Annotated in this window: 18 protein-coding genes; 10 read left to right on the plus strand and 8 right to left on the minus strand. The window is 70.2% G+C overall.

The annotated features are described in order from the left end of the window. Positions 1 to 5: 5 nt before the first annotated feature. Positions 6 to 2,231, minus strand: coding sequence for an alpha-galactosidase (locus tag KXS11_RS04205; RefSeq protein WP_437384205.1), 2,226 nt, complete (start codon positions 2,229 to 2,231; stop codon positions 6 to 8). 141 nt (positions 2,232 to 2,372) lie between these two features. On the opposite strand from KXS11_RS04205, the gene KXS11_RS04210 reads away from it, so the two are divergent. From KXS11_RS04210 to KXS11_RS04220, 3 genes are all read left to right on the plus strand, one after another. Beyond that, positions 2,373 to 3,503, plus strand: a complete 1,131-nt coding sequence (locus KXS11_RS04210; RefSeq protein WP_437384206.1) for an ROK family protein — start codon at positions 2,373 to 2,375, stop codon at positions 3,501 to 3,503. A gap of 124 nt (positions 3,504 to 3,627) precedes the next feature. Further along, entirely contained in the window at positions 3,628 to 4,344 is a 717-nt protein-coding gene (locus KXS11_RS04215; RefSeq protein ID WP_437384207.1) for a TetR/AcrR family transcriptional regulator, read from the plus strand. Between the two features lie 65 nt (positions 4,345 to 4,409). Next, positions 4,410 to 4,925 (plus strand): CarD family transcriptional regulator, encoded by a 516-nt coding sequence (locus KXS11_RS04220; RefSeq protein WP_437384208.1) that lies wholly within the window; start codon positions 4,410 to 4,412, stop codon positions 4,923 to 4,925. Positions 4,926 to 4,999: 74 nt separating this feature from the next. Here KXS11_RS04220 and KXS11_RS04225 read toward each other — a convergent pair whose 3' ends face one another. The 3 genes from KXS11_RS04225 to KXS11_RS04235 all read right to left on the minus strand — a co-directional run bounded on the left by KXS11_RS04225 (position 5,000) and on the right by KXS11_RS04235 (position 9,068). Next, positions 5,000 to 6,841, minus strand: a complete 1,842-nt coding sequence (locus tag KXS11_RS04225) for an ABC transporter ATP-binding protein (RefSeq protein ID WP_437384209.1) — start codon at positions 6,839 to 6,841, stop codon at positions 5,000 to 5,002. After that, positions 6,838 to 8,550, minus strand: coding sequence for an ABC transporter transmembrane domain-containing protein (locus KXS11_RS04230; protein WP_437384210.1), 1,713 nt, complete (start codon positions 8,548 to 8,550; stop codon positions 6,838 to 6,840). The genes KXS11_RS04225 and KXS11_RS04230 overlap by 4 nt, the downstream gene beginning before the upstream one ends. Before the next feature lie 116 nt (positions 8,551 to 8,666). Then, complete coding sequence (locus KXS11_RS04235; protein ID WP_437384211.1) at positions 8,667 to 9,068, minus strand: hypothetical protein; 402 nt, start codon at positions 9,066 to 9,068, stop codon at positions 8,667 to 8,669. A 156-nt stretch (positions 9,069 to 9,224) separates the two neighbouring features. On the opposite strand from KXS11_RS04235, the gene KXS11_RS04240 reads away from it, so the two are divergent. Further along, the gene (locus KXS11_RS04240; protein ID WP_437384212.1) at positions 9,225 to 10,061 is read left to right on the plus strand and encodes a siderophore-interacting protein; all 837 of its coding nucleotides are present in this window, start codon (positions 9,225 to 9,227) and stop codon (positions 10,059 to 10,061) included. A 34-nt stretch (positions 10,062 to 10,095) separates the two neighbouring features. On the opposite strand, the gene KXS11_RS04245 is transcribed toward KXS11_RS04240, so the two are convergent. Beyond that, entirely contained in the window at positions 10,096 to 11,094 is a 999-nt protein-coding gene (locus tag KXS11_RS04245; protein ID WP_437384213.1) for an NAD(+)/NADH kinase, read from the minus strand. Between the two features lie 106 nt (positions 11,095 to 11,200). Next, positions 11,201 to 12,472: an acyl-CoA dehydrogenase family protein gene (locus tag KXS11_RS04250; protein WP_437384214.1), complete on the minus strand. Its 1,272-nt coding sequence runs from the start codon at positions 12,470 to 12,472 to the stop codon at positions 11,201 to 11,203. Between the two features lie 258 nt (positions 12,473 to 12,730). Between KXS11_RS04250 and KXS11_RS04255 the strand changes: the two genes are divergently transcribed. From KXS11_RS04255 to KXS11_RS04270, 4 genes are all read left to right on the plus strand, one after another. Further along, the gene (locus KXS11_RS04255) at positions 12,731 to 13,495 is read left to right on the plus strand and encodes an alpha/beta hydrolase (protein WP_437384215.1); all 765 of its coding nucleotides are present in this window, start codon (positions 12,731 to 12,733) and stop codon (positions 13,493 to 13,495) included. 156 nt (positions 13,496 to 13,651) lie between these two features. Then, positions 13,652 to 14,377, plus strand: a complete 726-nt coding sequence (locus tag KXS11_RS04260; protein ID WP_437384216.1) for a hypothetical protein — start codon at positions 13,652 to 13,654, stop codon at positions 14,375 to 14,377. Between the two features lie 40 nt (positions 14,378 to 14,417). Beyond that, a complete protein-coding gene (locus KXS11_RS04265) occupies positions 14,418 to 14,924 on the plus strand; it encodes a signal peptidase I (RefSeq protein ID WP_437384217.1) in 507 nt (168 codons plus the stop codon). After that, positions 14,924 to 17,608: an RCC1 domain-containing protein gene (locus KXS11_RS04270; protein WP_437384218.1), complete on the plus strand. Its 2,685-nt coding sequence runs from the start codon at positions 14,924 to 14,926 to the stop codon at positions 17,606 to 17,608. Before KXS11_RS04265 ends, KXS11_RS04270 begins: the two co-directional genes overlap by 1 nt. Positions 17,609 to 17,624: 16 nt before the next feature. Here KXS11_RS04270 and KXS11_RS04275 read toward each other — a convergent pair whose 3' ends face one another. Next, complete coding sequence (locus tag KXS11_RS04275) at positions 17,625 to 18,086, minus strand: DUF3817 domain-containing protein (protein WP_437384219.1); 462 nt, start codon at positions 18,084 to 18,086, stop codon at positions 17,625 to 17,627. Between the two features lie 187 nt (positions 18,087 to 18,273). Here KXS11_RS04275 and KXS11_RS04280 point away from each other — a divergent pair, with 187 nt between their 5' ends. After that, on the plus strand, positions 18,274 to 19,323 hold the full coding sequence (locus KXS11_RS04280; protein WP_437384220.1) for an LLM class flavin-dependent oxidoreductase: 1,050 nt from the start codon (positions 18,274 to 18,276) through the stop codon (positions 19,321 to 19,323). Between the two features lie 33 nt (positions 19,324 to 19,356). On the opposite strand, the gene KXS11_RS04285 is transcribed toward KXS11_RS04280, so the two are convergent. Continuing rightward, positions 19,357 to 21,819 (minus strand): ATP-dependent DNA ligase, encoded by a 2,463-nt coding sequence (locus KXS11_RS04285; protein WP_437384221.1) that lies wholly within the window; start codon positions 21,817 to 21,819, stop codon positions 19,357 to 19,359. A 122-nt stretch (positions 21,820 to 21,941) separates the two neighbouring features. Between KXS11_RS04285 and KXS11_RS04290 the strand changes: the two genes are divergently transcribed. Then, positions 21,942 to 22,835 (plus strand): Ku protein, encoded by an 894-nt coding sequence (locus KXS11_RS04290; protein ID WP_437384222.1) that lies wholly within the window; start codon positions 21,942 to 21,944, stop codon positions 22,833 to 22,835. Positions 22,836 to 22,859 lie beyond the last annotated feature (24 nt).

Raw genomic sequence — 22,859 nt, forward strand, 5'->3', positions numbered from 1 at the left:
ACGACTCAGTCGGTGACGGCGGTGATCTCGATGAGGGCCGGGGTCTCCGGGAAGAGGACTGGGGCTTGCACACCCACGGTGCGGAGCATGCGCCCGGTCAGCGTGATCGGTTCGGTCAGCCAGGCCAGCGGGGACTGACCAGTGGACCGGGGGAGCATCGCGGCTGCCCCGAGCCGGGACGGTGCTGCGATGCGGTACAGCCGGTCGTCGTCGAGCCCCGTGAAGCGGAGCGGACCGGCCGGGTAGGACGCACTCGTCGCCACCTGTGTGAAGACGAACACCGCCCGCTCCCGGTCGGTCGAGACGACCCCGCGGAGGTCCATCGACGCATCCGGGAGTTCGACGTGTACTGCACGACCAGCGTGGAACAGGGCACGATGCCGGCGGTGGTAGGCGACCCAGTCTGCGAGTTCCGCACGCTCGGAGTTGGTCGCCGCGGTGATGTCCCATTCGATGCCGAGGTGACCGAACAGTGCGGTCGCGGCGCGGAATGCGAGCGAGGATGTCCGACCGGTGGAGTGCGAGACGGGCCCACCGATGTGGGCGCCGATGAGTTCGTAGGGGACGAGGAGCCCGGTGTAGCGCTGGATGGTCAGCCGTTCGATCGGGTCGATGCAGTCGCTCGCCCAGATGCGGTCCGTGTGGTCGAGGATGCCGAGGTCGACCCGAGCGCCGCCCGACGCGCAGCTCTCGATCTCCAGTCCCGGGTGTCGTTCGCGGAGGCCGTCGAGGAGCCGGTACAGCGCTTGGACGTTGGCGTGGACGGCGGGGCGGCCCGTGCGGGTGCTGCCGGCGTCGAGCAGGTCGCGGTTGTGATCCCACTTGAGGTAGGAGATTGGGTATTCGTCGAGCAGCGCGTCGAGTCGCTCCGCGATGTACGCGAACGCCTCAGGGTGGGAGAGGTCGAGCACCTGCTGCTGTCGTCCGGGTTCCGGCAGCCGGCCGTGCGAGCCGGATTGGAGGAGCCAGTCGGGGTGCTCGCGGGCCAGGTCCGAGTCCTCGTTGACCATCTCGGGTTCGACCCAGAGGCCGAACTGCATACCGAGAGCGGTGACCCGTTCGACGAGCGGGGAGAGGCCGTCCGGCCACACGGTCTCGTCGACGAACCAGTCGCCGAGCCCTGCCGTGTCGTCTCGACGCCCTCTGAACCAGCCGTCGTCGAGCACATAGCGTTCGACGCCAACGGTCGCAGCGGCTTCGGCGAGCGCGAGCAGACGATCGAGGTCGTGGTCGAAGTAGACGGCCTCCCAGGTGTTGAGCGTGACCGGGCGAGGGGAGCTCGGGTGCTGCGGACGGGCGCGGACCGAGTCGTGCAGGCGGGCGGACAGCTCGCCGAGGCCGTGGCCCCAGGAGCCGATCACCCGCGGCGTGCTGTAGGACGCGCCCGGCGCGAGGCGCATCTCCCCGGCGGACAGGAGTTCGCCGGCCTGGAGGAGCGCAGCGCCCGAGACCAGGCGCTCGGCGGCGATCCGGGAGTTCCCGCTCCAGGCGAGGTGGACCCCGTGGACGAGTCCTGCGGAGAAGTCGAATCCGGGAGTGCCGGCGCAGAGGAGCAGCGTCGCGTCTGCTCCAGGACGACCCTTCCGGCCGTCTCGGAGATGACGGCCCACGGTGAACTCGTGCCGCTGCGGCGCACGTTCGCGGAGGTGGCGGCCTGTCGTGTCGTGCAGCTCACCGGCGCTGGCGGGCACGGGGAGGGTCGCGTGCAGTTCGTCGAGCTCGTAGTCGTCGTCGCCGGTGTTGGTCAGCGTGAGGACCTGCGACAGGACTCCGGCCGCGTCGAGCGAGAGGTCGATCCGCAACGAGAGGGCCGTCTCGGCGTCGTCTGCCCAGACGGTGACAGCGTCGGGGCTGACGGCGGTCTCTGTCGTGGAGAACGCGGGGGAGAAGGAGCGCCCGTTCCGGCTGCCGAGGAGTCCGGGCGTTCCCTGCCAACCGGCGGACTCCTGCGGAAGGAGGGTGACGCGTGCTGGGCGGTCGAGCCCACCCGAGACGCGCTGGGTGAGGGTGGCGGTGGCGAGGTGCTGGAGGGTCGTCGGGTCGGCGTCGCCGAGATCCTCACCCCAATGGACGATCACCGGCAGCGCCCGCGGTTCGTGGCGGTCGATGTCGATGACGACGGAGGTGCCACCGTTGCGGAGGTGGACGACGCCAGCGACTGCCGGTCCGCACGGTCGGGTGCCGGAGACGTGATCGACGGACGGGTCCAAGTGGGGCGCGCTTCGTTGCATGAGTTATTTCTACGATGAAATGAATAGGGCTGTCAAGTGGGACTTCCCGCGGTCGACTTCGCGCGTTTCACATCAGATCATCGCGTATTTCGTTCATAATGAAAGAATGATGCGCGAAGAAGCGCGGGAAAGAGGGGGACGATGCCGGGAGTGGAGATCGACGCGTCGCTCGGAGCGCCGTCGCGGCAGCTCGCCCGCGAGGTGCTCATTCACGGTCCGCTGTCCCGAGCGGAACTGGGACGTCGTCTCGGATTGTCCCCGGCGAGCCTGACGCGACTGAGCCGCCCCTACCTCGATGCCGGCCTGTTCATCGACGCGCCGGAGACCGCCGAGCGTGCCGTCGGGCGCCCCGCGAAGCCGCTGGACGTCCGGATCGATGCGCAGCGGTACCTCGGGATCAAGGTCACGGGGGCGGAGGTCCACGGCGTCCGGACGGATCTGCGGGCGAATCCCGAGTCCTCCGCGTTCGAGCCGCTCGACGGGCACGACCCGGAACTCGTCGTCCAGGCTGTCGTCCGTCTCGTGGATCGTCTGGGCGGGACCGATGGACTCTCGTCGATCGGCGTCAGCATCGGCGGGAAGGTCGCCGACGCGCGCCGCGTGGTGCGCGCTCCATTCCTCGGATGGCACGACGTCGACCTCGGTGGACTGCTCGAAAGGCGGCTCGGGGTACCCGTCGTGCTCGAGAACGACGTCGTCGCGCTCACGGCCGCTGAGCACTGGTTCGGCGTCGCGAAGGGCGTGGAGAACTTCGCGGTGATCACGATCGGTGCCGGTGTCGGCTACGGCCTGGTGATCCATGACCGACCGGTCGTCACGGCCGACACCGGGCTCGGGCTCGGCGGGCACTTCCCACTCGATCCGACCGGGCCGCTCTGCGGAGACGGTCATCGGGGCTGTTCGAGTGCGATGCTCGCGATCCCGCACCTGTGCGCCAGTGCCGGCGCGGCGCTCGGTCGTGAGGTCGGCTATGACGAGTTGCTCGCCCTGTCGGACGCCGGTGATCCGGTCGCGGTGGAGGTCGTCGGTGCGGCCCTTCGTGCCCTCGGACGGATGATCGCCGCTTCGGCCAATCTGTCGATGGTGGACACCGTGGTGCTGTCCGGTGAGGGGCTCGCGCTCGTGGACGGGCGCCTCGACCGGGTGCTGGCAGCCGTGCGAACCGACCGCGACCTCGACGCGTCCCCTGTGCGGGTGCTGCTCGACGACAGTGGTTTCTCCGCCTGGGCGCGAGGCGCCGCAGCAGTGGCGATCCAGGCCTCGTTCGGCTGAGCTCCGGATGTGGCCTGGAGGATCCGGTGCCCATGTCGCTTCGTTCACGAGCCTGTCGGTGCCGTTTCCTCGGTCTCCGAGCTTCTCGGACAGCTGTCCGAGAAGTCGTGGTATACTGATCTGAATGCCTCGCACATCTGGAAGTCCCGCCCTCGGTGCGGAGCAGTCCAACTCCGTGCGGCCGACGATGCGGTCGCGCGTCGCCCCGGTCCTCCGTGCGACCGGCGACCCGCGTGCTGAGCGCACCCGGCAGACCATCTTCGACGCCGTGGCCACCATTCTCGCCGGGCGACCGGAACGGGTGTCCGTCGGTGACATCGTCCGAGTCGCAGGCATCAGTCGCAGCTCGTTCTACGCGCATTTCTCCAGCCTCGACGAGCTCACCGCCGCATATCTGCGCGTGCAGTTCGCCGGACTCGCTGCGCCGACCACCCCGGTCCGTCCGCTCGGTGAGCCCGTCCGCAGCGTCGAACGAGCTCGAGAGGCCTATCGGCGCTTGGTCGCGCAACTCCTCGAGGACGCGCCGCTGTATTCGAGTGTGCTCGAGCTGCCCGTCGCACGCAGCGCCTTCGACGACCTCGTGGGTGCGCACGCCGACGACCTCATCGGCTCGCTGCTCGAGCAGGCCGACGTGCCGGCAGGCGTCCCAGCAGACCTCGTGTCCACCTACGTCGCCGGTGGCACGCTGTCCCTGGTCGACGGTTGGCGCCGTGGCCGCATCGACGTCTCGGACGACGAACTCGTCGACGCCCTGGTCGCGCTGCTCCCCGCGTGGCTCTTCGGCGAACCACGGGCGGGCGCGTCGTCGCCCCCGTCCGACCCACGATCATCCGGCCGCTGAACCGCCGGAGCACGACGACGCCGCCGCCTGAGCGCCGGTGACGACCTGAGAAGAGAAGAGGAACCATGCAGTTCATCGTTGGAGAAACCCTGGTCTACCCGCACCACGGAGCGGTCACCATCACCGAGTTGTCGAAGGTGACGATCAAGGGTGTCGAGCAGGACGTCATGACGCTTCGCGTGCACACGTCCGAGCTCACCATCAAGCTGCCGATCGCGAACGCCGACCTCGTCGGTGTCCGCGACGTCATCGACCACGACGGCGTCCAGGCCGTCTACGGCGTGCTCCGCGAGCCGTTCGTCGAGGAGCCGGGCAACTGGTCGCGCCGCTACAAGGCCAACCAGGAGAAGATGGCCAGCGGCAACGTCCACCGTGTCGGCGAGGTCGTCCGCGACCTGTGGCGCCGCGATCAGGACAGTGGTGTGTCGGCCGGTGAGAAGCGCATGCTGCAGAAGGCGCGTCAGGTGCTCGTCTCAGAGCTCGCGCTCGCGCAGTCCGTCACCGACGAAGAGGCGTCCCTCGGTCTCGACGAGGTGCTCGCCTCGTCGATCGCCGCACCCGAGGCCGTCGCCGCGAAGTAACACACGGCTTCGACAGCAGAGCGCCCCACCGTCCGCGGTGGGGCGCTCTGCTGTCTCCGGGGGATCAGCGGGCGTCAGTGCACGGGGTCGGCGCTCGGGGTTCGCACACTCCACGCCGCCCACAGAGCCGCGTACCGCCCTCCCGCTGCCGCGAGCTCCTCGTGGGTTCCCAGCTCGACGATGTCACCGTGCTCGAGGACGACCACCCGATCGGCGACGACCGCCTGCGACAACCGATGCGCGACGACGATGGAGGTCCGACCCTCGAGAGCCCTGGTCGTCGCCCGATCGAGTCGCTCGGCGTCTGCGCTCCCGGCCTCGGCGGTCGCTTCGTCGAGGACCGCGATCGGTGGATCCGCGAGCGCCAGTCGCACGAGCGCGAGGTGCTGGGCCTGCGCGGCGGTCAACCGGTGACCGTCCGCGCCGACCCTCGTCAGCAGCCCCTCCGGCAGCTCGTGCACCCAGCCGGCGTCAAGGCGATCGATCGCTTCGAGGACCGACCTGGGCGTTGCGTCGACCGGTGCTGTCGCCGACTCCTCGTCCCGCTTCGTCCCGCGATGGAGCGTCAGGTTCTCGAGCACCGACCCGGCGAACACCCGGACCTCCTGGCTCACCATGACGAGCTCGCGCCGCAGCTCATCGGGCGACAGCCCGGAGAGCGGCCGGCTGGACAGCTCGATCGTGCCGCCCGTCGGAGCGAGGATGCCGGCGATCACCTTCGCGAGCGTCGACTTCCCGGCGCCGCTGCCGCCGACGATCGCGATCCGCTCGCCGGGCTGCACCGTCAGCGACGTCGGGTGCAGCACCTCGTGACCGCTCCGGTAGGCATAGGAGACACCGTCGAGGCTGAGCGCCGGAGTGTCTGCCGACGACCGCGGACGGTGCCGGTTCCGACCGGTCGCCGGCGGCTCTTCGAGCGAGGTGACACCGACCAGTCTGGCGAGCCCTGCGCCCGCGTTCTGCAGTTCGTCGACACTCGACAGCAGCACGCCGATCGGTCCGAACAGGTTGTGGAAGTACAGCGCGGCCGCGGTCGCTCCGCCGAGCGACACCTCACCAGTCGTGACGAGCCAGTACCCCACGACGAGCACCGCGGACAGCCCGATCAGCTCGGCGACGTTGAGATGCCCGGAGAACGTCGTCCGCAGGCGCATGGCCCGCATCGTGTGGCCGATCGCGGTCGTCGATGCAGCGGCGATGCCGTCGAGGTGCTCCGCTTCACGCCCGAGGGCGGCGACGGTGTCCGCTCCACCCACCGTCTCGAGCACGACCTGGCCACGAGCAGCCTCCGCCGCGCGTTGTGCCCGGTAGACGGGACCCGACCGTCGGAGGAACCAGCGCAGCGCCCCGATCTGGAGCGGAGCCGCGAGGAGGATCGCGATGACGAACCGCCAGTCGATCACGCCGACGCCCACGAGCGTCAACACCACCGTGAGGAAGGAACCGGTGGCGGCGGCGAGCACGCTGCTGATCGCGACGTTGACGACGGCCACGTCCGACGACACGCGCGCGACGAGATCGCCGGTGCCGGCCTGCTCGATGACGCCCGACGGCCGACGCAGCGCGACATCGAACACCCGCTCGCGCAGCTCGGCCAGCGTGCGCTGCGCGAGGCGGACGAGGAGGATCGACGACGCCCAGGCCAGCACTGAGCCGATGACCGCCGCGCCGACGAGTGCCGCGCCGATCGCGAGGATCCCCGGCAGAGTCGCGCCGGCGCCGGCCGTGACACCGGTGGCGGCCGCGACCGCCTCGACGAGGAGTCCGAGCAGGGCGGGGACGAGGAGCCCAGCGGCCGAGGCGGCCACCAGGGCGAGCACGGTGCCGAGGAGCTGCCAAGGGCGGCGACGACCGAGACGTCGCAGCTCGCGCCAGGTGTCGGCGGCACTGGCGATCGGGAGCAGGTTCGTCGTCATCGTGCTGCTCCCGCGTTCGGGACGGCGTCGGCGAGTGCGAGTTCCCCAGCGTCGAGCACGACCACCGAGCTGCAGTTCGCCAGCAGGGTCGGGCTCGAGGTGAGGAGGACGATCGAGCGTCCGGTCGCGCCGGCGTGCGCAGCAAGTCCGGTCGCGATCCGGTCCTCGGTCAGCGTGTCCACGGAGCTCGTCGGCTCGTGCAGGACGACGAAGCGGTGACCCTGCGAGAGGGTGCGGGCGAGGAGCAGGCGCTGTCGTTGACCGCCGGAGAGGAACCGCCCCTGCTCGCCCACGGACGAGTCCAGGCCGTCGCTCAGATGTTCCAGCACCTCATCGAGACCGGCGATCGCAAGCAGTGCGTCGTCCACCTCCTCGACGAAGAGGTTGTCTCGCACGCTCCCCGAGAACACGGCGGCGTCGTGCGGAGGTGCCGCGATGATGCGTCGGAGCGCAGCCGGGTCGATGCCAGCCACGTCGACGCCGTCGACGATCAGCTCACCGGTCGCGAGCGGCGCACGGGCTGCGAACCGGTCGAGCAGTGCGTCCGCAGCACTGCCGGCATCGATCCCGACGAGCGAGCCGCCGGGGACGACCACACGGGTTCCGCAGAGCTCGAGCTGCAGCGGTGCTGATGCGTCACCGGTGGCTGCCCGGACGGTCTCAGCATCCGGCGACGATGTCGCGCGTTCCGGAACCGCTGGGCCGGTCCGGAGCAGCGCGGACAACCGGCGTGCCGAGCCGCGCTTCGCGGCGAGGTAGCCGCCGAAGTACCCGAGGTACTCCATCGGACTCCGGACGAACTGCGCGAGACCGACGACCGCGACGAGGTCGCCGACGCTGATGCGGAACCCGGGCACGCCTCCGAGGGCGAACCACGCGGCGATCACGGCGACGAGGGCGAGCGTGACACCCCCGCCGAGGCCGCCGACCGCGCTCAATCTGGCGTCGGCGTCCGCTGCACGGATCGCGGCGCGCATGGCCCGTCGGCTGGCGGCGTGATAGCGCGACGCGGCGACGGGTTCCGCGCCGAGGCCCTTCACCACCCGGAGACCTGCGACGAGGTCCGTCGCGAGAGCGCCGGCCTCGGCCGCACGGTCCTGTTCGGCGGCGGCGCGTTCGTCCAGCTTCGCGCTCAGGAGATGGATCACGAGCAGCTGGACGAGCGTTGCGACGATGACGAGCGCCGCCAACGGCCACGAGATGAGGAACAGTGCGACGACGGTCGTGAGCACGGCCGCCGAGGAGGCGCCGATCTCCGCGAACACCCAGGCGAGTCCGGCGACGTTCGAGGAGTCCGCCGCCGTGACCGCGAGCACCTGCCCCGCCGCTCGTCGCTCGGCGAGACCGCGCGGGTGCAGGATGCGACGCGCAGCGAGCAGTCGGAGGTCGTGTTCGCCCGCGGTGAAGACCCGGGTCACCTGGCGTGCGGACAGTCGCCACGCGAAGGTCAGCACCACGAACAGCAGTGCGAGGGCGCAGAGCATGAGGCCGAGCGCCAGCGGATCGGCCGGAGCGATCGCGCGGTCGATGACGACGCCGATGAACACCGGCACGAGCGCTTCGGTCACCTGGTGCAGCGCGAGGCCGAGGACGGCGATGGTGAGGATGCGTCCGCGTCCGGATCCGACGGTCGCGAATCGCAGCAACGCTTTCGGCGTCGTGGTCGGGTCGGCGTCGGGGGAGCGGCGGGCGCGTCGGAACAGTGGCACTTCTCCCACGATATGCGTCGGATCAGTGCGCGACAATGCGCGACGCTGACAGCCTGTGCGGGGAACCGGACAGGCTGTGTCCGTCGCAGGACCTGGTGGTCCGCAGGGAGCAGCCCCTACGCGCCCCCGCCGCCCGCGACGATGGCGAGAAGGCCGATGACGGCGATGATCGCGATGGGACCGAAGGAGAGTGCGGCCTTCGCGATGCTCCAGGTTCGGCTTTCCGGCACGGGTGCGGGGAGCTCGGACGGTGAGACGTACACCGGCTCAGCGGCGGTGGCGTCTCCGCCCGTCGAGCCGCTCAGCTGCAGGACGCGGGTGTCCGTCCACGCGCGGCCGTCGAAGTGCACCTGGGTGTCGTCGCTCGTCGGGTGCGGGTACCAGCCGGCCGCCTCGGTCTGGGCGGGCTTGTCGCGCTGGAATCGCAGGACCCGGCTGTCGCCCCACTCGCTGCCGTCGTAGTGCAGCTCTTTGGTGGGGTCGTCTGGGTGCGGGTACCAGCCTGCGGTTGTAGCCATTCCTCCAGTATGACAGCGCCTGCCTGGAGGAATGCTCGAACGGTGGTGCACGGATCCCCGGTCACCGCTGCATTCGTCGCCGACGGGACGGATGATCCCGCCGAACGGACCTTCCGGGTGCCGCCAACCTGGATCGACGGCACAATGGAAGGCATCATGACGACCACTCCCGCGCCCCGAGCCCCCCGTCCACAGACGATCCTCGAGGTCGTCCGCACCACCTGGGTCACGCCGCATCTCGTCCGACTGACCCTCGGCGGCCCGGGTTTCGACGACTTCGAACCGAAGGACGCCACGGACAGCTATGTGAAGATCTTCTTCGCGAAGCCCGAGCTCGGCCTCGAACCGCCCTACGATGTCGCGGCCCTCCGCGACACCCTCGCCCCCGACGACCTGCCGGTCACCCGCACGTACACGGTCCGACGCGTCGACCGCTCCGCCCGCACCATCGACATCGACTTCGTCGTCCATGGCGACGAAGGACTCGCGGGCCCCTGGGCGGCGGCAGCGCAGCCCGGCGACCGCGTCGTCTTCGCCGGGCCCGGCGGCGCCTATCGTCCCGATCCCGCGGCCGACTGGCATCTGTTCGCCGGGGACGAGTCCGCCGTCCCCGCCATCGCCGCGGCCCTCGAGGCGCTGGCGCCGGACGCGAAGGGGCTCGCCTTCCTGGAGATCGGCGGCAGGGACGACCTCGTCGACCTCGTGCACCCGGCGGGCGTGCAGCTCATCTGGGTCGGGCGGAGAGGGCGCGACGAGACGACGGCGGGGCTCCTCGCCACGGCGGTGTCAGGGCACCCGTGGCCTGCTGGGCGGGTACAGGTGTTCGCTCACGGGGAGCGAGAGTCGATGAAGGCGCTCCGCGACGTGTTCCTCAACCAGCGCGGACTCGACCGCACGCAGCTGTCGCTGTCCGGCTACTGGGCCTACGGGCGCACCGAGGACCGTTTCCAGGCGGAGAAGCGCGAGCCGATCGGCGTTGTGCTCCCGGCGTAGCCCTTCGACAGGCTCAGGGGCCGGGTGGCGCGGCTCAGTGGGACGGGTCCGCCGGCTTCGACCGCGCACGCCGCACGCGCGACGGACGCTCGACCCGAGCCCGGATGTCCGGTGGCACGAGGTCGAGCAGCTGGTCGCGTCGGAGCGGTAGATCGAGCAGGCTGAGCTTCATCCGGCCCTTGCGCGAGTGTCGACTGGGGTCGAGGCGCACGACGTTCGCCGCGTCGCGGACCAGCCGGACGGTGACGACAGCGCCACTCGCGACGTCGGCGAGGACCTGGCCGTCGACCTCCACCGCCGCCTGCTTCGTGGCCGACCCGATCGAGAACTGCAGGCGTTCGGTCGGGCCGAGGATGAATGAGCGGTCGATACCCGACATGGGGGCGACCGGGGTCACGACGGTGGCCGCGACCGCCGGGGAGAGCACGGGTCCGCCGGCGGCGTAGTTGTACGCCGTCGATCCGGTGGGGGTTGCAATGACGATCGCGTCGGCCTTGAAGTACCCGTACGCAGTGCCGTCCACCGCGAGATCGGCCATGACGACGCCGGTGCCCGGACGCCGCGCGATGGAGACGTCGTTGAAGGCGAGCAGATGGGTGACCTGGTCGCCCGTGGTGATCGTGACCTCGAGACCATGGTGCGGCTCGAGGGAGAACTCCTTGTCGCTCACGCGCTGGAGTGCGTCGGAGAGTGCGGCCGGCTCGACCTCGACGAGGAACCCGACGTTGCCGTAGTTCACGCCGAGCACCGGGGCGGAGCGTCCGGCGAGCAGCCGCATGGCGCCGAGCATCGTGCCGTCGCCGCCCATCGCCACCGCGACGTCGACGGAGGAGGCGAAGGAGTCTTCGTCGAGCAGCTCGACGTCGTCGCCCAGGCGGCTCGCCTCGGCGCGCAGTCCCACGAGCCTCGCCCCGTGCTCGACCTGCCAGGCACGGAGGATGCGCACCGAGTCGTCGATGTTCTTCGTGGGATGGGTGATGAGGCCGATCGTCATCGACGGGCCAGCAGGATGCTTCGTGCGTGTGGTGGTCACCCCACGAGCTTAGGCTGACCAGCTGACAGGGTGCTCGGGGGATCGGGTGCCCCGTGGAGCGGGCGCGCCGGGCTGGGCGCGAGCCCCGCCCGACGCGCCGTCGCCGCTAGGTGTACCAGCTCGGTGCCGGGATCTGGTTGAGCAGGACGTATTCGCCGACCTCGCGCTTCTTGTACGCGATCGGGTCGTGGAGGCTGTGCGTGCGGAGGTTCCGCCAGGAGATGTCGAGGCCGACCGAGCTCGCCGAGGCCCTGGCGCCAGTGAGTTCGAAGATCTTCGTCGCGACCTCCAGACCGTCGTCGACGGTGCGGAGCTTTCCCGCCGCGATGCGCACCGCGATCTCGCCGCGCCGACGCTCCGTCAGTTCCTCGCGCGGTGCGTGCAGCACGGCACTGATCTCGGCGCCTGCCGCGTCGAGGAGCGCTTCATCGGCCCACAGCTTCGACTGCAGCTCGCCGTAGCCTTCGAGCAGGTACCACTCCTCGCTCGCGTGTTGCTTGTTGTCGCCACCGTACGGCCACGCACGGGTCGAGGTGCGAGTGTATGCCGACGCGGTCTCCAGGGCGCCCTGTGCGATCCCGAGGTAGAAGTTCGCGAAGACCAACTGGATGGTGGGCACGTTCAGGGTGTTGTAGACGAGCGGCTGGAACGTCCGGTCGACGAAGCCTGCGGCCGCCGCCCATGGCACGCGGACGTCTCGGATCTCGACCGAGCCGGACTCCGTGAGGCGCTGGCCGAGGCTGTCCCAATCGTCGGCGAACACGATCCCCGGCTGGTCCGTGGGCACGATCGCGAAGATGTGCGTCTCAGTGCCGTCGAGGACACCCTCGAGCACGGTCAGGTCGGAGATCTGTCCGCCGGTCGAGAAGGACTTCCTGCCGGTGAACACGAGATCGTCACCCTCTTCGCGGATCGTCAGGTCCGAGTCTCGCGGGTTCACCGCGCCACCGAAGACGAACGCGTTCGTCGTGTACAGCTCCTCGACGGCGGCGATCTGCTCCTCGGTGGCGACGAGGCGCGCGGCCCAGGCCCAGAGGTAGTGGTAGCCGAGCACCTGGCCGATCGAACCGTCGCCACGGGCCACCGTGCGGATCACTCGGTAGGCGGTGTCCCACGTCTCGCCGGCGCCGCCGTGCTGCACCGGCCCGAGGAGCGTGACGAGCCCGGACGCCTTCAGGAGCGCGACCTCCTGGTGGGGTGTGGCGTTCGCTCGGTCCCGGGCGACGGCGTCGACGCTCAGGATGTCGGCGACCTCCTGCGCACGGGCGATCCACCCCGCTGCGTCACGGGGCGCGGGCTGCCCCGCCCAACGATCGGTGTAGCCCGCGTCGCTCGCGCGGTCCTGCTGGCCGGTCGGGGCCGTGGTGGTGTCGGTCATCGTCGCTCCTCATGATCTGTGTCGTGGTGATCTGTGTCGTGGATCGCCCGTCCGGCGATCCGGTGCACCGATCATCGGTGGCGTCCGTGGCGCTGTCGAGGAGCATGACGGCTCGTGACCGTGTGTGTCGACGGCGGTGCTCTCCGCAGGTCATCCCGCGTCACTCCGCGTCACACGACACCTACTGCGGCTCTGGGATACTGGATGACAGGCGTCCGTCGATCCTCGAACACGCCGCCATTCCACGTGAGGAGCAGCATGAGTGAACACACCGGCCGTGCGCCACGACTCGGACGGGCGACGTCGATCATCCTGGGCGTGCTCGCGATCCTCGTCGTGGTCGTCATCGGGTTCGTGGTCTGGACGCAGATCGTGATGCAGGGTACCCGTGCCGCTGCACTCGCCGTGTGGGAGAACCCGGCCGTGACCGTCACCGACGTCGGTGACGCGGTGCTGCTCGAGCCCTCTGCCGAGGCTGGCCCTGCGCCGTCCGGCACCGGTCTCGTCTTCATCCCTGGCGCCAAGGTCGACCCCTACGCCTACCTGTACAAGTTGGCGGGCGTCGTCGAGGAATCGGGTGCGACCGTCGTCATCACGAAGCCGACGCTCAATCTGGCCTTCTTCGACCAGCGGCCGCTCAGCACGTTCACGGCGGCGGCGCCTGACGTGGACACCTGGTTCGTCGGTGGTCACTCCCTCGGCGGTGTCCGTGCCTGCCAGCTCGCCGAGGACCCGGCGGTCTCCGGGATCGTCCTGTTCGGGAGCTACTGCGCGAACGATCTCTCCGAGACCGACCTCGAGGTGCTGAGCCTCGCCGGGAGCGAGGACGGCCTGAGTACTCCGGAGAAGGTCGCGGCAGCCCGTGACCGGCTGCCGGCGGACGCGGTGATGATCGAGATCGAGGGTGCGAACCACGCGAGCTTCGGCGACTACGGCGTGCAGCCGGGCGACGGTACCGCGACGATCCCGAGCAGCGAGGTGCGGGCGGAGATCACACGGGCCCTGGTGGGCGTGCTGGGCTGACGGCGAAGCGTGAACGGTCCGGGGCTGACGCGGCCCCCTGACCTCGGCGTGTTATCCCTCAAAAGGGGGACAACTGAGGCTGATCCCCACTAGGCTCGGTCACGTCGCCAGCGCATCCCGAATGCGCTCCTCAGCCCGTCTCAGAAGGAATCAGCCGTGTCCGTCGCGCCCGAGCACCCCGTCGTCCCGCCCGCAGAAGAGGCTCCGGATCGCGAGCGCCGACGCGCATCGCGATCCGACCGGCTCAAAGCCCTCCTCGCTGGTGGAGCGATCCTCGCAGCCGGAGGGGCAGTCACCCTCGCCGCCTGGACGACCGGCTCCTCGGTCGCGACCCCGAGCCTCGCCGCCGGTGAGTTCGGCGTCGAACTCTCCGTCGACGGCGGCACGAGCTGGAAGCGGGCGACCGGGACGGGCGACGCCCAGACGCTCTCGTTCACCGGGCTCGCACAGACCCTTCGGCCGGGCGTCGACGTGACGTCGAGTTTCCTCGTCCGCACCACGGCAGGTTCCTGGGCGGCGTCCGGCGTGCTCGACGCCGCGGGCGTGCTCGACGGCAGCAGTACCCTGCTCCTCGACGGCCTCGCCTACGAGCTCTACGACGTGAGCGATGCGGCCGCCTGCTCCGTTGGAAGCGCCGAGTTCGTCGCCGACAGACTCCTGCTCGCGAAGACGGCGAAAGCGGTCGAGTCCGACGCTGCGCCGACGTCCACCGCTGGCCGGACGCTGGAACTGGCCGGCGCCTCGGCCGATGCCCCGGGCGCGACGAGCACCGTCTGCCTGAAGATCAGCATGGCTGATTCGGCCTACAACAACCGGCCCGCCCTCATGCAGACGTCCGGCGGTTTCGTCTACGACCTCGTCGCGAACGAAGTTGTCGACTGACGCCCCACGCTCGCGGTCGGCTCGGCGGCGACCGGGGTGGGTGCTGACGGCCGCAGCGGCGATCGGTGCGGTCAGCATCCTGCTCTTCCTGATGTCGCTGCTGTTCGGCATCCGCACGTACGCGTTCGCCTCGGGGTCGATGGAACCGACGATCCCGCGAGGCTCGCTCGGATTCACGATCGAACGCCCGGTCGAGTCACTGCGCGTCGGCGATGTCGTCACCGTCGCCCGCGAAGGCGCCCTGCCCGTCACGCACCGCCTCGTGTCGATGACGGCGGCGGACGACGGCGCCGGGGCGGCGCTGGTGCTCCGCGGCGATGCGAACCCCGACGACGACCCGTCCCCCTATCACGCCGAACGCGTCCAACTCCTCCTCGGCAGCGTGCCCGGCGTCGGTTTCCTCGTCGGAGCGGCGCTCGGGCAACCGGTCCTGATCGCGGTGCTGACCGTGCTGCTCGCGATCGGGGTCACCTGGTACTGGTGGCCGGGTAGTGGTCGCCGTCGGGCAGGTGCGACGACCGTCGGCGCCACCGGCGCGCAGCACTGATGCGACAGCGGATCGCCGTCGCAGTGGCGTTCGTCCTCGTCCTGTCGCTCGCGACCGGCTCGAGTCCAGCCTCGGCCGGCTGGTCCGCGGCAGCAACGACGAGCACCGCGGTCCTCGAGACCGGGAGCTTCTCACCGAGCTCGCGTGTCGCCGGGGGGCCCTGGACGCCCTGGGAGCAGCTGCCGGATGCCTGGGGCGCTGCCGCGCAGCTCGACGTCGTCGACGGCGCCCCGGTCTCCCCGGGCTCCACGGTGTACACCGAACTGGAGATCGCGAACACCGGCGATCTCGACGGGTCGGCCTCGATCGGTGCCGCGGCGGTCGAATGGGCCGCCGCGAGCGAGCTCGACGTCGTCCAGGTCGCAGCCGGAGTCCGGCACAGCCTCTTGCTGACCCGTGACGGCAGTGTCTACGCATACGGCTCGGGCGCGGACGGTCAGCTCGGCAGCGGCCTCTTCTCGGGCTCCTCGGTACCCGTCAGGGTCGTCGGCGGTGCGCAGGGCGGCACGGCGCTGTCGCGCATCGTGCAGGTGGTCGCGGGAGACAACATCTCCGCAGCGCTCGCCGACGACGGCACGGTCTACGTCTGGGGTTCCGGCTATTGGGGGAGTCTCGGGACAGGCGTCAACGGTGATGGGGTCCGTCAGCCTGTGCCGTCTGCCGTCCCGAAGACGTGGACCGGGACCATCGTCGAGATCTCCCTCGACACCTGGCGTGGCACGATCCTCGCGCGGACCTCGACGGGAGTGCTCTACGGCTGGGGCAGTGGCGACGCCGTGCTCGGCGGGGCGCGTTCGATGACGCCGAAGCTCATCCCCGCAGGCGACCTCGGGGGCACCGGACTGAGCGGCGTCCGCACGATGAACGTCGGTTCGGGTTTCGCGCTCGCGGTCGCGGCCGATGGTCGGGTGCTCGTCTGGGGCAACCGCGACGGCAACAGTGGGGAGATGGGGAACGGCACGATCGGCTCTCAGCCCGCCGCGTCGTCGAACGTGCCGAGATGGTTGCCGGGTGGCGCGCAGGGCGGGGTCTGGTTCACCGGTGCGGTCGACGTGTCCGCCGGCGGGACGATGGCCGCTGTGGACTCCTCTGGGGTGGCGTTCGTGTGGGGCGGCGGCACGACGGCGGCGACCCGCGTCGGCCTGGTCGGCGTGTCCGGTGTCGACTCGCGGCTGTCGCCTGTGCTGTTCACGACGACGGACGGTCGCGTGTTCTCGGCCGGTGTCGGCGCCTCCAGCGGCGCCGGCGGTGCGTCCGGCACGCTGACGGCACCGGTCCAGGTCGCGTCGGGTGAACAGGGTGAGGCGGGCGGTCTCGCGGGGGTGCATCAGGCCGCTGGCGGTTCGGGCTTCGGCGTCGCCGTGACGACCGGAGGGGCCGTGTTCAGTTGGGGTGGAAACACCCTCGGGGAACTGGGGGTCGGTGGTCGCGTCGAGCAGCTCATCGGTGTGGGGCGGATCTCGCGCGACGCGACGACGGCCGACGTGACGCTGACGACGACCATGAACGTCCAGCGCTCCGCGACCGCCGCCGCACGGCTCGCGGTCCGCGATGACGGTGCCAACCGTCTCGAGGCGTCCTTCCAGTCGATCGACGGCGGTCGACTGGAGCTCGCATCGACGGTCGGCGACAGGCGGCGGGTGTTGTACTCGAGCGTGGGGGAGGTCTCGTCGGAGGTCGTCGGGCTCGGGATCACGGCGATCGGGCGGCAGGTCGTGCTCCTCGTCGACGGCGTCCGGGTGTTCGAGGGGGCCCTGGACGACGTCGAGGCGACTGCGCTCATCTCGACTCGAGTGTCGCTCCTCGTCGACGGGGCATCGGTCTCCCAGACGGGTATCACCGCGCCGGCGGTGTGGCCGGTGCTCGGGGTCTGGACGCCGCGCACGATCGGTGGCGGCGTGAGCTATGCCGGTGACTTCACCCGGCTGCGCGTGAGCTTCAACAGCACGGCCGACATCCCGGGCGTCCAGTACCGCTCACCGGTGCTGCACTGGACCGATGCGACCGGGGCGCACAGCCAGCCGCTCGACCTCGCCGCCTGGACGACGACCGGCAGCGCGACGATCAGTGGCGGGGTCGCGTCGATCCCGACGCCCGGCGGGAGTGTCCTGTCGCCAGCTCTCGCGCTGCCGAAGCAGGCCGTGTGGTCGATGTCGTTCGAGTCGGCGATGACGGTGGATTCGCCTCGGAACGCGACGTACACGGGCTACAACGCCGGGAGCTCCTACACGGATGAAGCCGGCAACGCGGTGCCGAACAACGCGAACTGGACCGGAAACGGCTACGCGGCCGGCGTGCCGACGGAGCGGATCGTGCTCGCGGAGGGCTGGGAGGACCTGCGCAACTGGGTGACGGATCAGGGGGCACCGAGAGTGACGACCTCGGACTCGGCCGGGGGCAGGCTCGGCGACCAGCCGGTGCCCGTGCAGGTGCGTCGGGCGCCCGTCCTGCTCTACTCGGCGTATCTGAACCCGACGAGCTGTTCGGCCGCGGGGGTGTCGGCTGCGACCCGCATCGTGGACGGGTGGGACATCCGGATCGCACCGGGGAAGGTCGTCTCGCTCACGGGCAGCCCGGACGGCACGCCCATCGGAGGTCAGCGTCTCTGTCTGCAGCTCGGCTCGGACCTCGCGGGAGTGCTCGGAGTGGTGTGGCCCATGACCGCCGAGATCACGAAGGACTGACCGGGCGGCCGGCAGGTCAGGCCTTCGGGATCGGCGGACCGACGATGAGTAGGGCGCTGAAGACGGCCACGACGGCGATGCCGCCTGCCACGAGGAGGATCACGGGGTGGCGTACGAGCCAGCGTGTGGCGCGGTCGAGGAGCCGGTGGTCGCGCGGATCGGCGCTCGCATCACGCCGCCAGTCGCCGTCGAGCTTGCCGGTGCGGTCGGCCCAGATGTCGAACGGGATCGTGGCGTAGGGAACGACCGCGCTCACGAGTCCGATGAGGATCGTGCCGACGCGCCACCGCTGGTTGATGCCGATGAGCAGCACGCTCGCGCCGTAGACGAGGAAGACGAAGCCGTGGATGCCTCCGCCGATGCTGACACCCAGGTCGGTGGTCTGGGTGCCGTACTTCAGGATCATGCCGATGATGAGCAGGGTCCAGGTGATCGCCTCGGCGATCGCGATCAGGCGGAAGAGGCGACGCGGCGACACAGGGGCTCCAAGGCTCGGGGTGCAGGTCCTCCATCATGGCGGGTTCGCCTGGGAAGGTGCTCTCAGGCGAGGAGTGCGCTTGCTGCGCCGACTCTGGCACGCTGGTGCGGTCGGGGAATAGTCCTTCCTCGGTCGAGGTTCCATCAAACTGCATGCAGATGCATGTACACGACTTTGGAGAAGCCCCATGACCCAGCCCCTCGAATTCGGTATCGACACCTTCGGCGACGTCACGGTCGACGCCGACGGCGCGACGCTGTCCCAAGCGCAGGTGCTGCGGAACGTCGTCGAGCAGGGAGTGCACGCCGAGCAGGTCGGTCTCGACTTCATCGGGGTCGGGGAGCACCACCGCGAGGACTTCGCTGTGTCGTCGCCCGAGATCGTGCTCGCCGCAATCGCCGCCCGCACCGAGCGCATCCGCCTCGGTTCAGCGGTCACCGTGCTGAGCTCCGACGACCCGGTGCGCGTGTACCAGCGGTTCGCGACGCTCGACGGCATCTCGAACGGCCGCGCGGAGGTGATCCTCGGACGCGGTTCGTTCACCGAGTCGTTCCCGCTGTTCGGCTTCGAGCTCAGCCAGTACGAGGAACTCTTCGAGGAGAAGCTGGAACTCTTCGCGGCGCTTCGCGAGGAGGCACCCGTCACCTGGTCGGGCAACACTCGTGCGCCGTTGCGGGAGCAGTCGGTCTATCCGCGGCTCGAACGAGGCAAGCTGAAGACCTGGGTGGGCGTCGGCGGCAGCCCCGAGTCGGTCGTCCGCACGGCCCGCTACGGTCTGCCGATGATGCTCGCGGTGATCGGCGGCGGTCCGTTGCGCTTCGCGCCGTTCGTCGACCTCTACCACCGTGCGCTCGCACAGTTCCAGCTCCCGACCCAGCCGGTCGGCATGCACTCGCCGGCCCACATCGCGGAGACGGACGAACTCGCGCTCGAGCAGCTGTGGCCGCACTACCGGGTCATGATGGACCGTATCGGCCGTGAACGCGGCTGGAGCCCGATGTCGCGCGGGCACTTCGAGGACGAGGCAGGACCGGAAGGGGCACTCTTCGTCGGTTCGCCGGAGACGGTCGCACGGAAGGTCGCGACGGCGGTGCAGGGCCTCGGTCTCTCGCGCGTCGACCTGAAGATCAGCAACGGATCCCTGCCCCACGAGCACCTCATGGACAGCATCGGGCTCTACGGCACCGCGGTCGTCCCGCGCGTGCACGAACTGCTGGCGGAGACCGCGGGAGCCTGAGCGGACCGCTCCGCCGAGGCGTCGCCCTGAGGATCAGTCGCCGGGGCCGCGTTCCCGTCGCGGGGCATCGAGCCCCTCGACGGTGAGTTCCGGACGCCACCCGCGCCACACGGGGTGACGGAGTCTGCCCTCCGGGGTCCACTCCGTGAAGCGGACCTCGCCGATGAGGCGCGGTTCGACCCAGTGGGCGTCGGCGGCGTCCGGTGCGGGGACACCCACGAGCGGCGTGTCCGGCCGACCGAGTCCGTCGAATCGACGCATGGTCTCGGCGAGGACCCGATCGGTGAAGCCGCTGCCGACCCGGCCGACGTAGTGCAGAGCGCCGTCTGCAGCGGGCACCCCGAGGAGGAGGGATCCGATCCCGCCGGCCCGTCCACCCCTGCCCGGGCGCCAGCCACCGATGACGACCTCCTGCATGCGTTCGTGTTTGAACTTCACCCAGGTGCTGCTGCGGCGTCCCGCACGGTAGCGACCGGCGAGTTCCTTGGCGACGACGCCTTCGAGACGAAGCCCCCGACTCACCTCGAGCGCGTCAGCGAGGGTGCCGTCGATCGTCGGCGGCACCTGCACCACCTCGTCGGTGTCGACGTTCTGCTCCAGCACCTCGCGCCGCTCACGGTATGTCCGCTGGGTGAGGTCACTGGCATCGAGGGCGAGCACGTCGAAGAGCAGCAGGCGGACGGGTGTGCGTCGGCGCTCACGGTCGACATCGCGCTCGGTGACGAGCTGCATGCGGCGCTGCAGCAGCGAGAAGTCCGGGCGGCCGTCGGCGTCGAGCGCGACGATCTCGCCGTCGAGGACCGCCGAGTGTCCGTCGAGCGCGCGGCGGAGTCCCTCCACGACCTCCGGGTAGCCCGAGGTGAGGTCCTTGCCGTTGCGGCTCGTGAGCCGGACCCGACCGGTCGCCCCGTCGACGTTGGAGATCGCCCGGATGCCGTCCCACTTCAGTTCGAACGCCCAGGTCCCGTCGTCGACCGCGTCGCCGGGAGTCCCGGGGCTCGCGAGCATCGGCGCCGGCGGTCCGTCGTCGGTCCGTGCGCGCTGCGGTGCGGTCTCACCGGGCGCGCGCATGCGGTGGATGAGCCACGACGGCGCGTCCTGGCCGCCACCGCCCGAGGTCCGGATGAGGGCGAAGCGCACCGAACCGCCGAGTCGGCCTCCCGCCTCGCCGTGCAGGGTCGCGATGACCTCGTCGTCGCGCCACTTCTCGACCTCGTAGGTGCCGGCGTCCCAGATGGTGACCTCGCCCGCGCCGTACTCCCCGGCGGGGATCACCCCCTCGAAGCTCCCGTACTCCAGCGGGTGGTCCTCCGTTCGGACGGCGAGATGGTTGGTGTCGGAGTCCGCAGGGACGCCCTTCGGCAGAGCCCAGGACACCAGCACCCCATCGTGCTCGAGTCGGAAGTCGTGGTGCAGCTTGCGCGCGTCGTGCCGTTGGATCACGAACGCCGGGGCGCTGCCGACCGGTCGGACCGTCGGAGCACCGCTCGGCACCGGCTCCGGAGTGCGCCCGGCGTCGCGCTTCCGCCGGTACTCGGCGAGCCGATCCTCGTGTTCCGAGGGACGGATCGTGATCGACGGGCGAGGATCACCGAGGACGTCCATCGGGTCGGGTCGGGCATCCGTCGCGAGTCGGGACAGCACCTCGTGGAGCTCCAGCTGCGCCAGGGACGGGTCGTCGAGTTCCTCCCATCGACGCGGCGCCGCAACGGTCGGCCGCAGCCGGCCGCGCAACGAGTACGGGGCGATGGTCGTCTTCGCGCCGTTGTTCTGGCTCCAGTCGACGAACACCCGGCCGGTGCGTCGCTCCTTGGCCATGGCGCTGACGATGAGCGCGGGGTGGTCGGCCTCGAGGGCACGGGCGAGTTCGTGGGCGACGAGGGAGACCTCTTCCGCCGACTGTCGGCCGTCGAGCGCCGCGTAGAGGTGGATGCCCTTGCTCCCGCTCGTCACAGGCACCGGCTGCAGCCCCATGTCCTCGAGCACCGCCCGCGCCAGCCGGGCCGCCACGGCACACTCCGCCAACGTCGCCCCAGGCCCTGGGTCGAGGTCGAGCACGAGTCGATCAGGCGGGCGCCGACCACCGGAGCGGTCGAACCGCCACTGCGGCACATGGATCTCGAGCGCCCCGAGCTGCGCCAACCAGGTGAGGGTCGCCAGGTCGTCGATGAGCGGGTACTCGTTCGTGTGGTCGCTGTGCTCGATGGGACGCCGACGCACCCACGACGGCGCCGAGGCGCCGAGGTCCTTCTGGAAGAAGCCGCTCTCCGGACGCTCCGCCGTACCGACGCCGTGCACCCACCGCTTCCTCGTCGCCGGCCGGTCGGCCACATGGGGGAGCAGATGCTCGGCGACTCCCGCGTAGTAGGCGAGGACCTCGGCCTTCGTGGTGGCTGTCTCGGGATAGAGCACCTTGTCGAGATGCGTGAGCTGGAGACGATGACCGTCGACCTCGACCCACTGCGACTCCCGCCCGCCGCCACCCACCGTCGCCATGGGGCCAGCCTGCCGTCCACCGTCGTCAAGGGCTAGCCCTTGACGGCGGTCCGGGTGTCTACTGGTCCACGAGCCACGGCACGTCCGCGGCGATCACAGCCCGGTCACCGGCAGGAGGCGTCATGCGCGCGATCTGGAAAGGTGCGGTCACGTTCGGTCTCGTGAACGTGCCGGTCAAGGTGTACAGCGCCACCGAGGACCACGACCTCTCCCTCCACCAGGTGCACGATGCGGACGGCGGCCGGATCCGCTACCAGCGCAAGTGCGAGGTCTGCGGGGCGATCGTCAGCTACGACCACATCGACAAGGCCTACCAGGACGGCGAACAGACCGTCGTCCTCACCGCCGACGACCTGGCATCGCTCCCCGAGGAGCGCAGTCGCGAGATCGAGGTCGTGGAGTTCGTGCCGAGCGACGACCTCGACCCCATCATGTTCGAGCGCAGCTACTACCTCGAGCCGGACTCGGCCTCGTCGAAGGCCTACGTCCTCCTCAGACGGACCCTCGAGGAGACCGACCGCACGGCCATCGTCCGTTTCGCCCTGCGCCAGAAGACCCGGCTCGGCGCCCTGCGCGTGCGGGAGGACGTCATCGTGCTCCAATCGCTGCTCTGGGAGGACGAGGTCCGAGAGGTCCGGTTCCCAGCACTCGAAGAGCACATCAGGATCTCCGCCAAGGAGCTCGAGATGTCCGAGGCCCTCGTCGAGTCCTTCTCGTCGCGGTTCCGACCGGACGTCTTCGTCGACGAGTACCAGGCTCAACTGCGGAAACTCATCGAGGCGAAGCTCGAACAGGGCGACGCCCTCGACACCGCGGCGACCTTCGGTGAACAACCCGAGACCACGGACGGCGCATCAGCCGAACCGATCGACCTCATGGAGGTGCTGCAACGCAGCATCGAACGCCAGCGCGGCACGAAACGCGCCGGCGCCCCCGACGGCGGGGCAGGGAAGCCCTCCACCTCGAAGGCCACCGCCACGAAGACAGGCACCCGGAAGACCAAGAAGACCGCCTGACCACCCACCACCGACCCGTCCCAC

Source organism: Plantibacter flavus, from assembly GCF_051487245.1.
GTDB classification, from domain to species: domain Bacteria; phylum Actinomycetota; class Actinomycetes; order Actinomycetales; family Microbacteriaceae; genus Plantibacter; species Plantibacter flavus_B.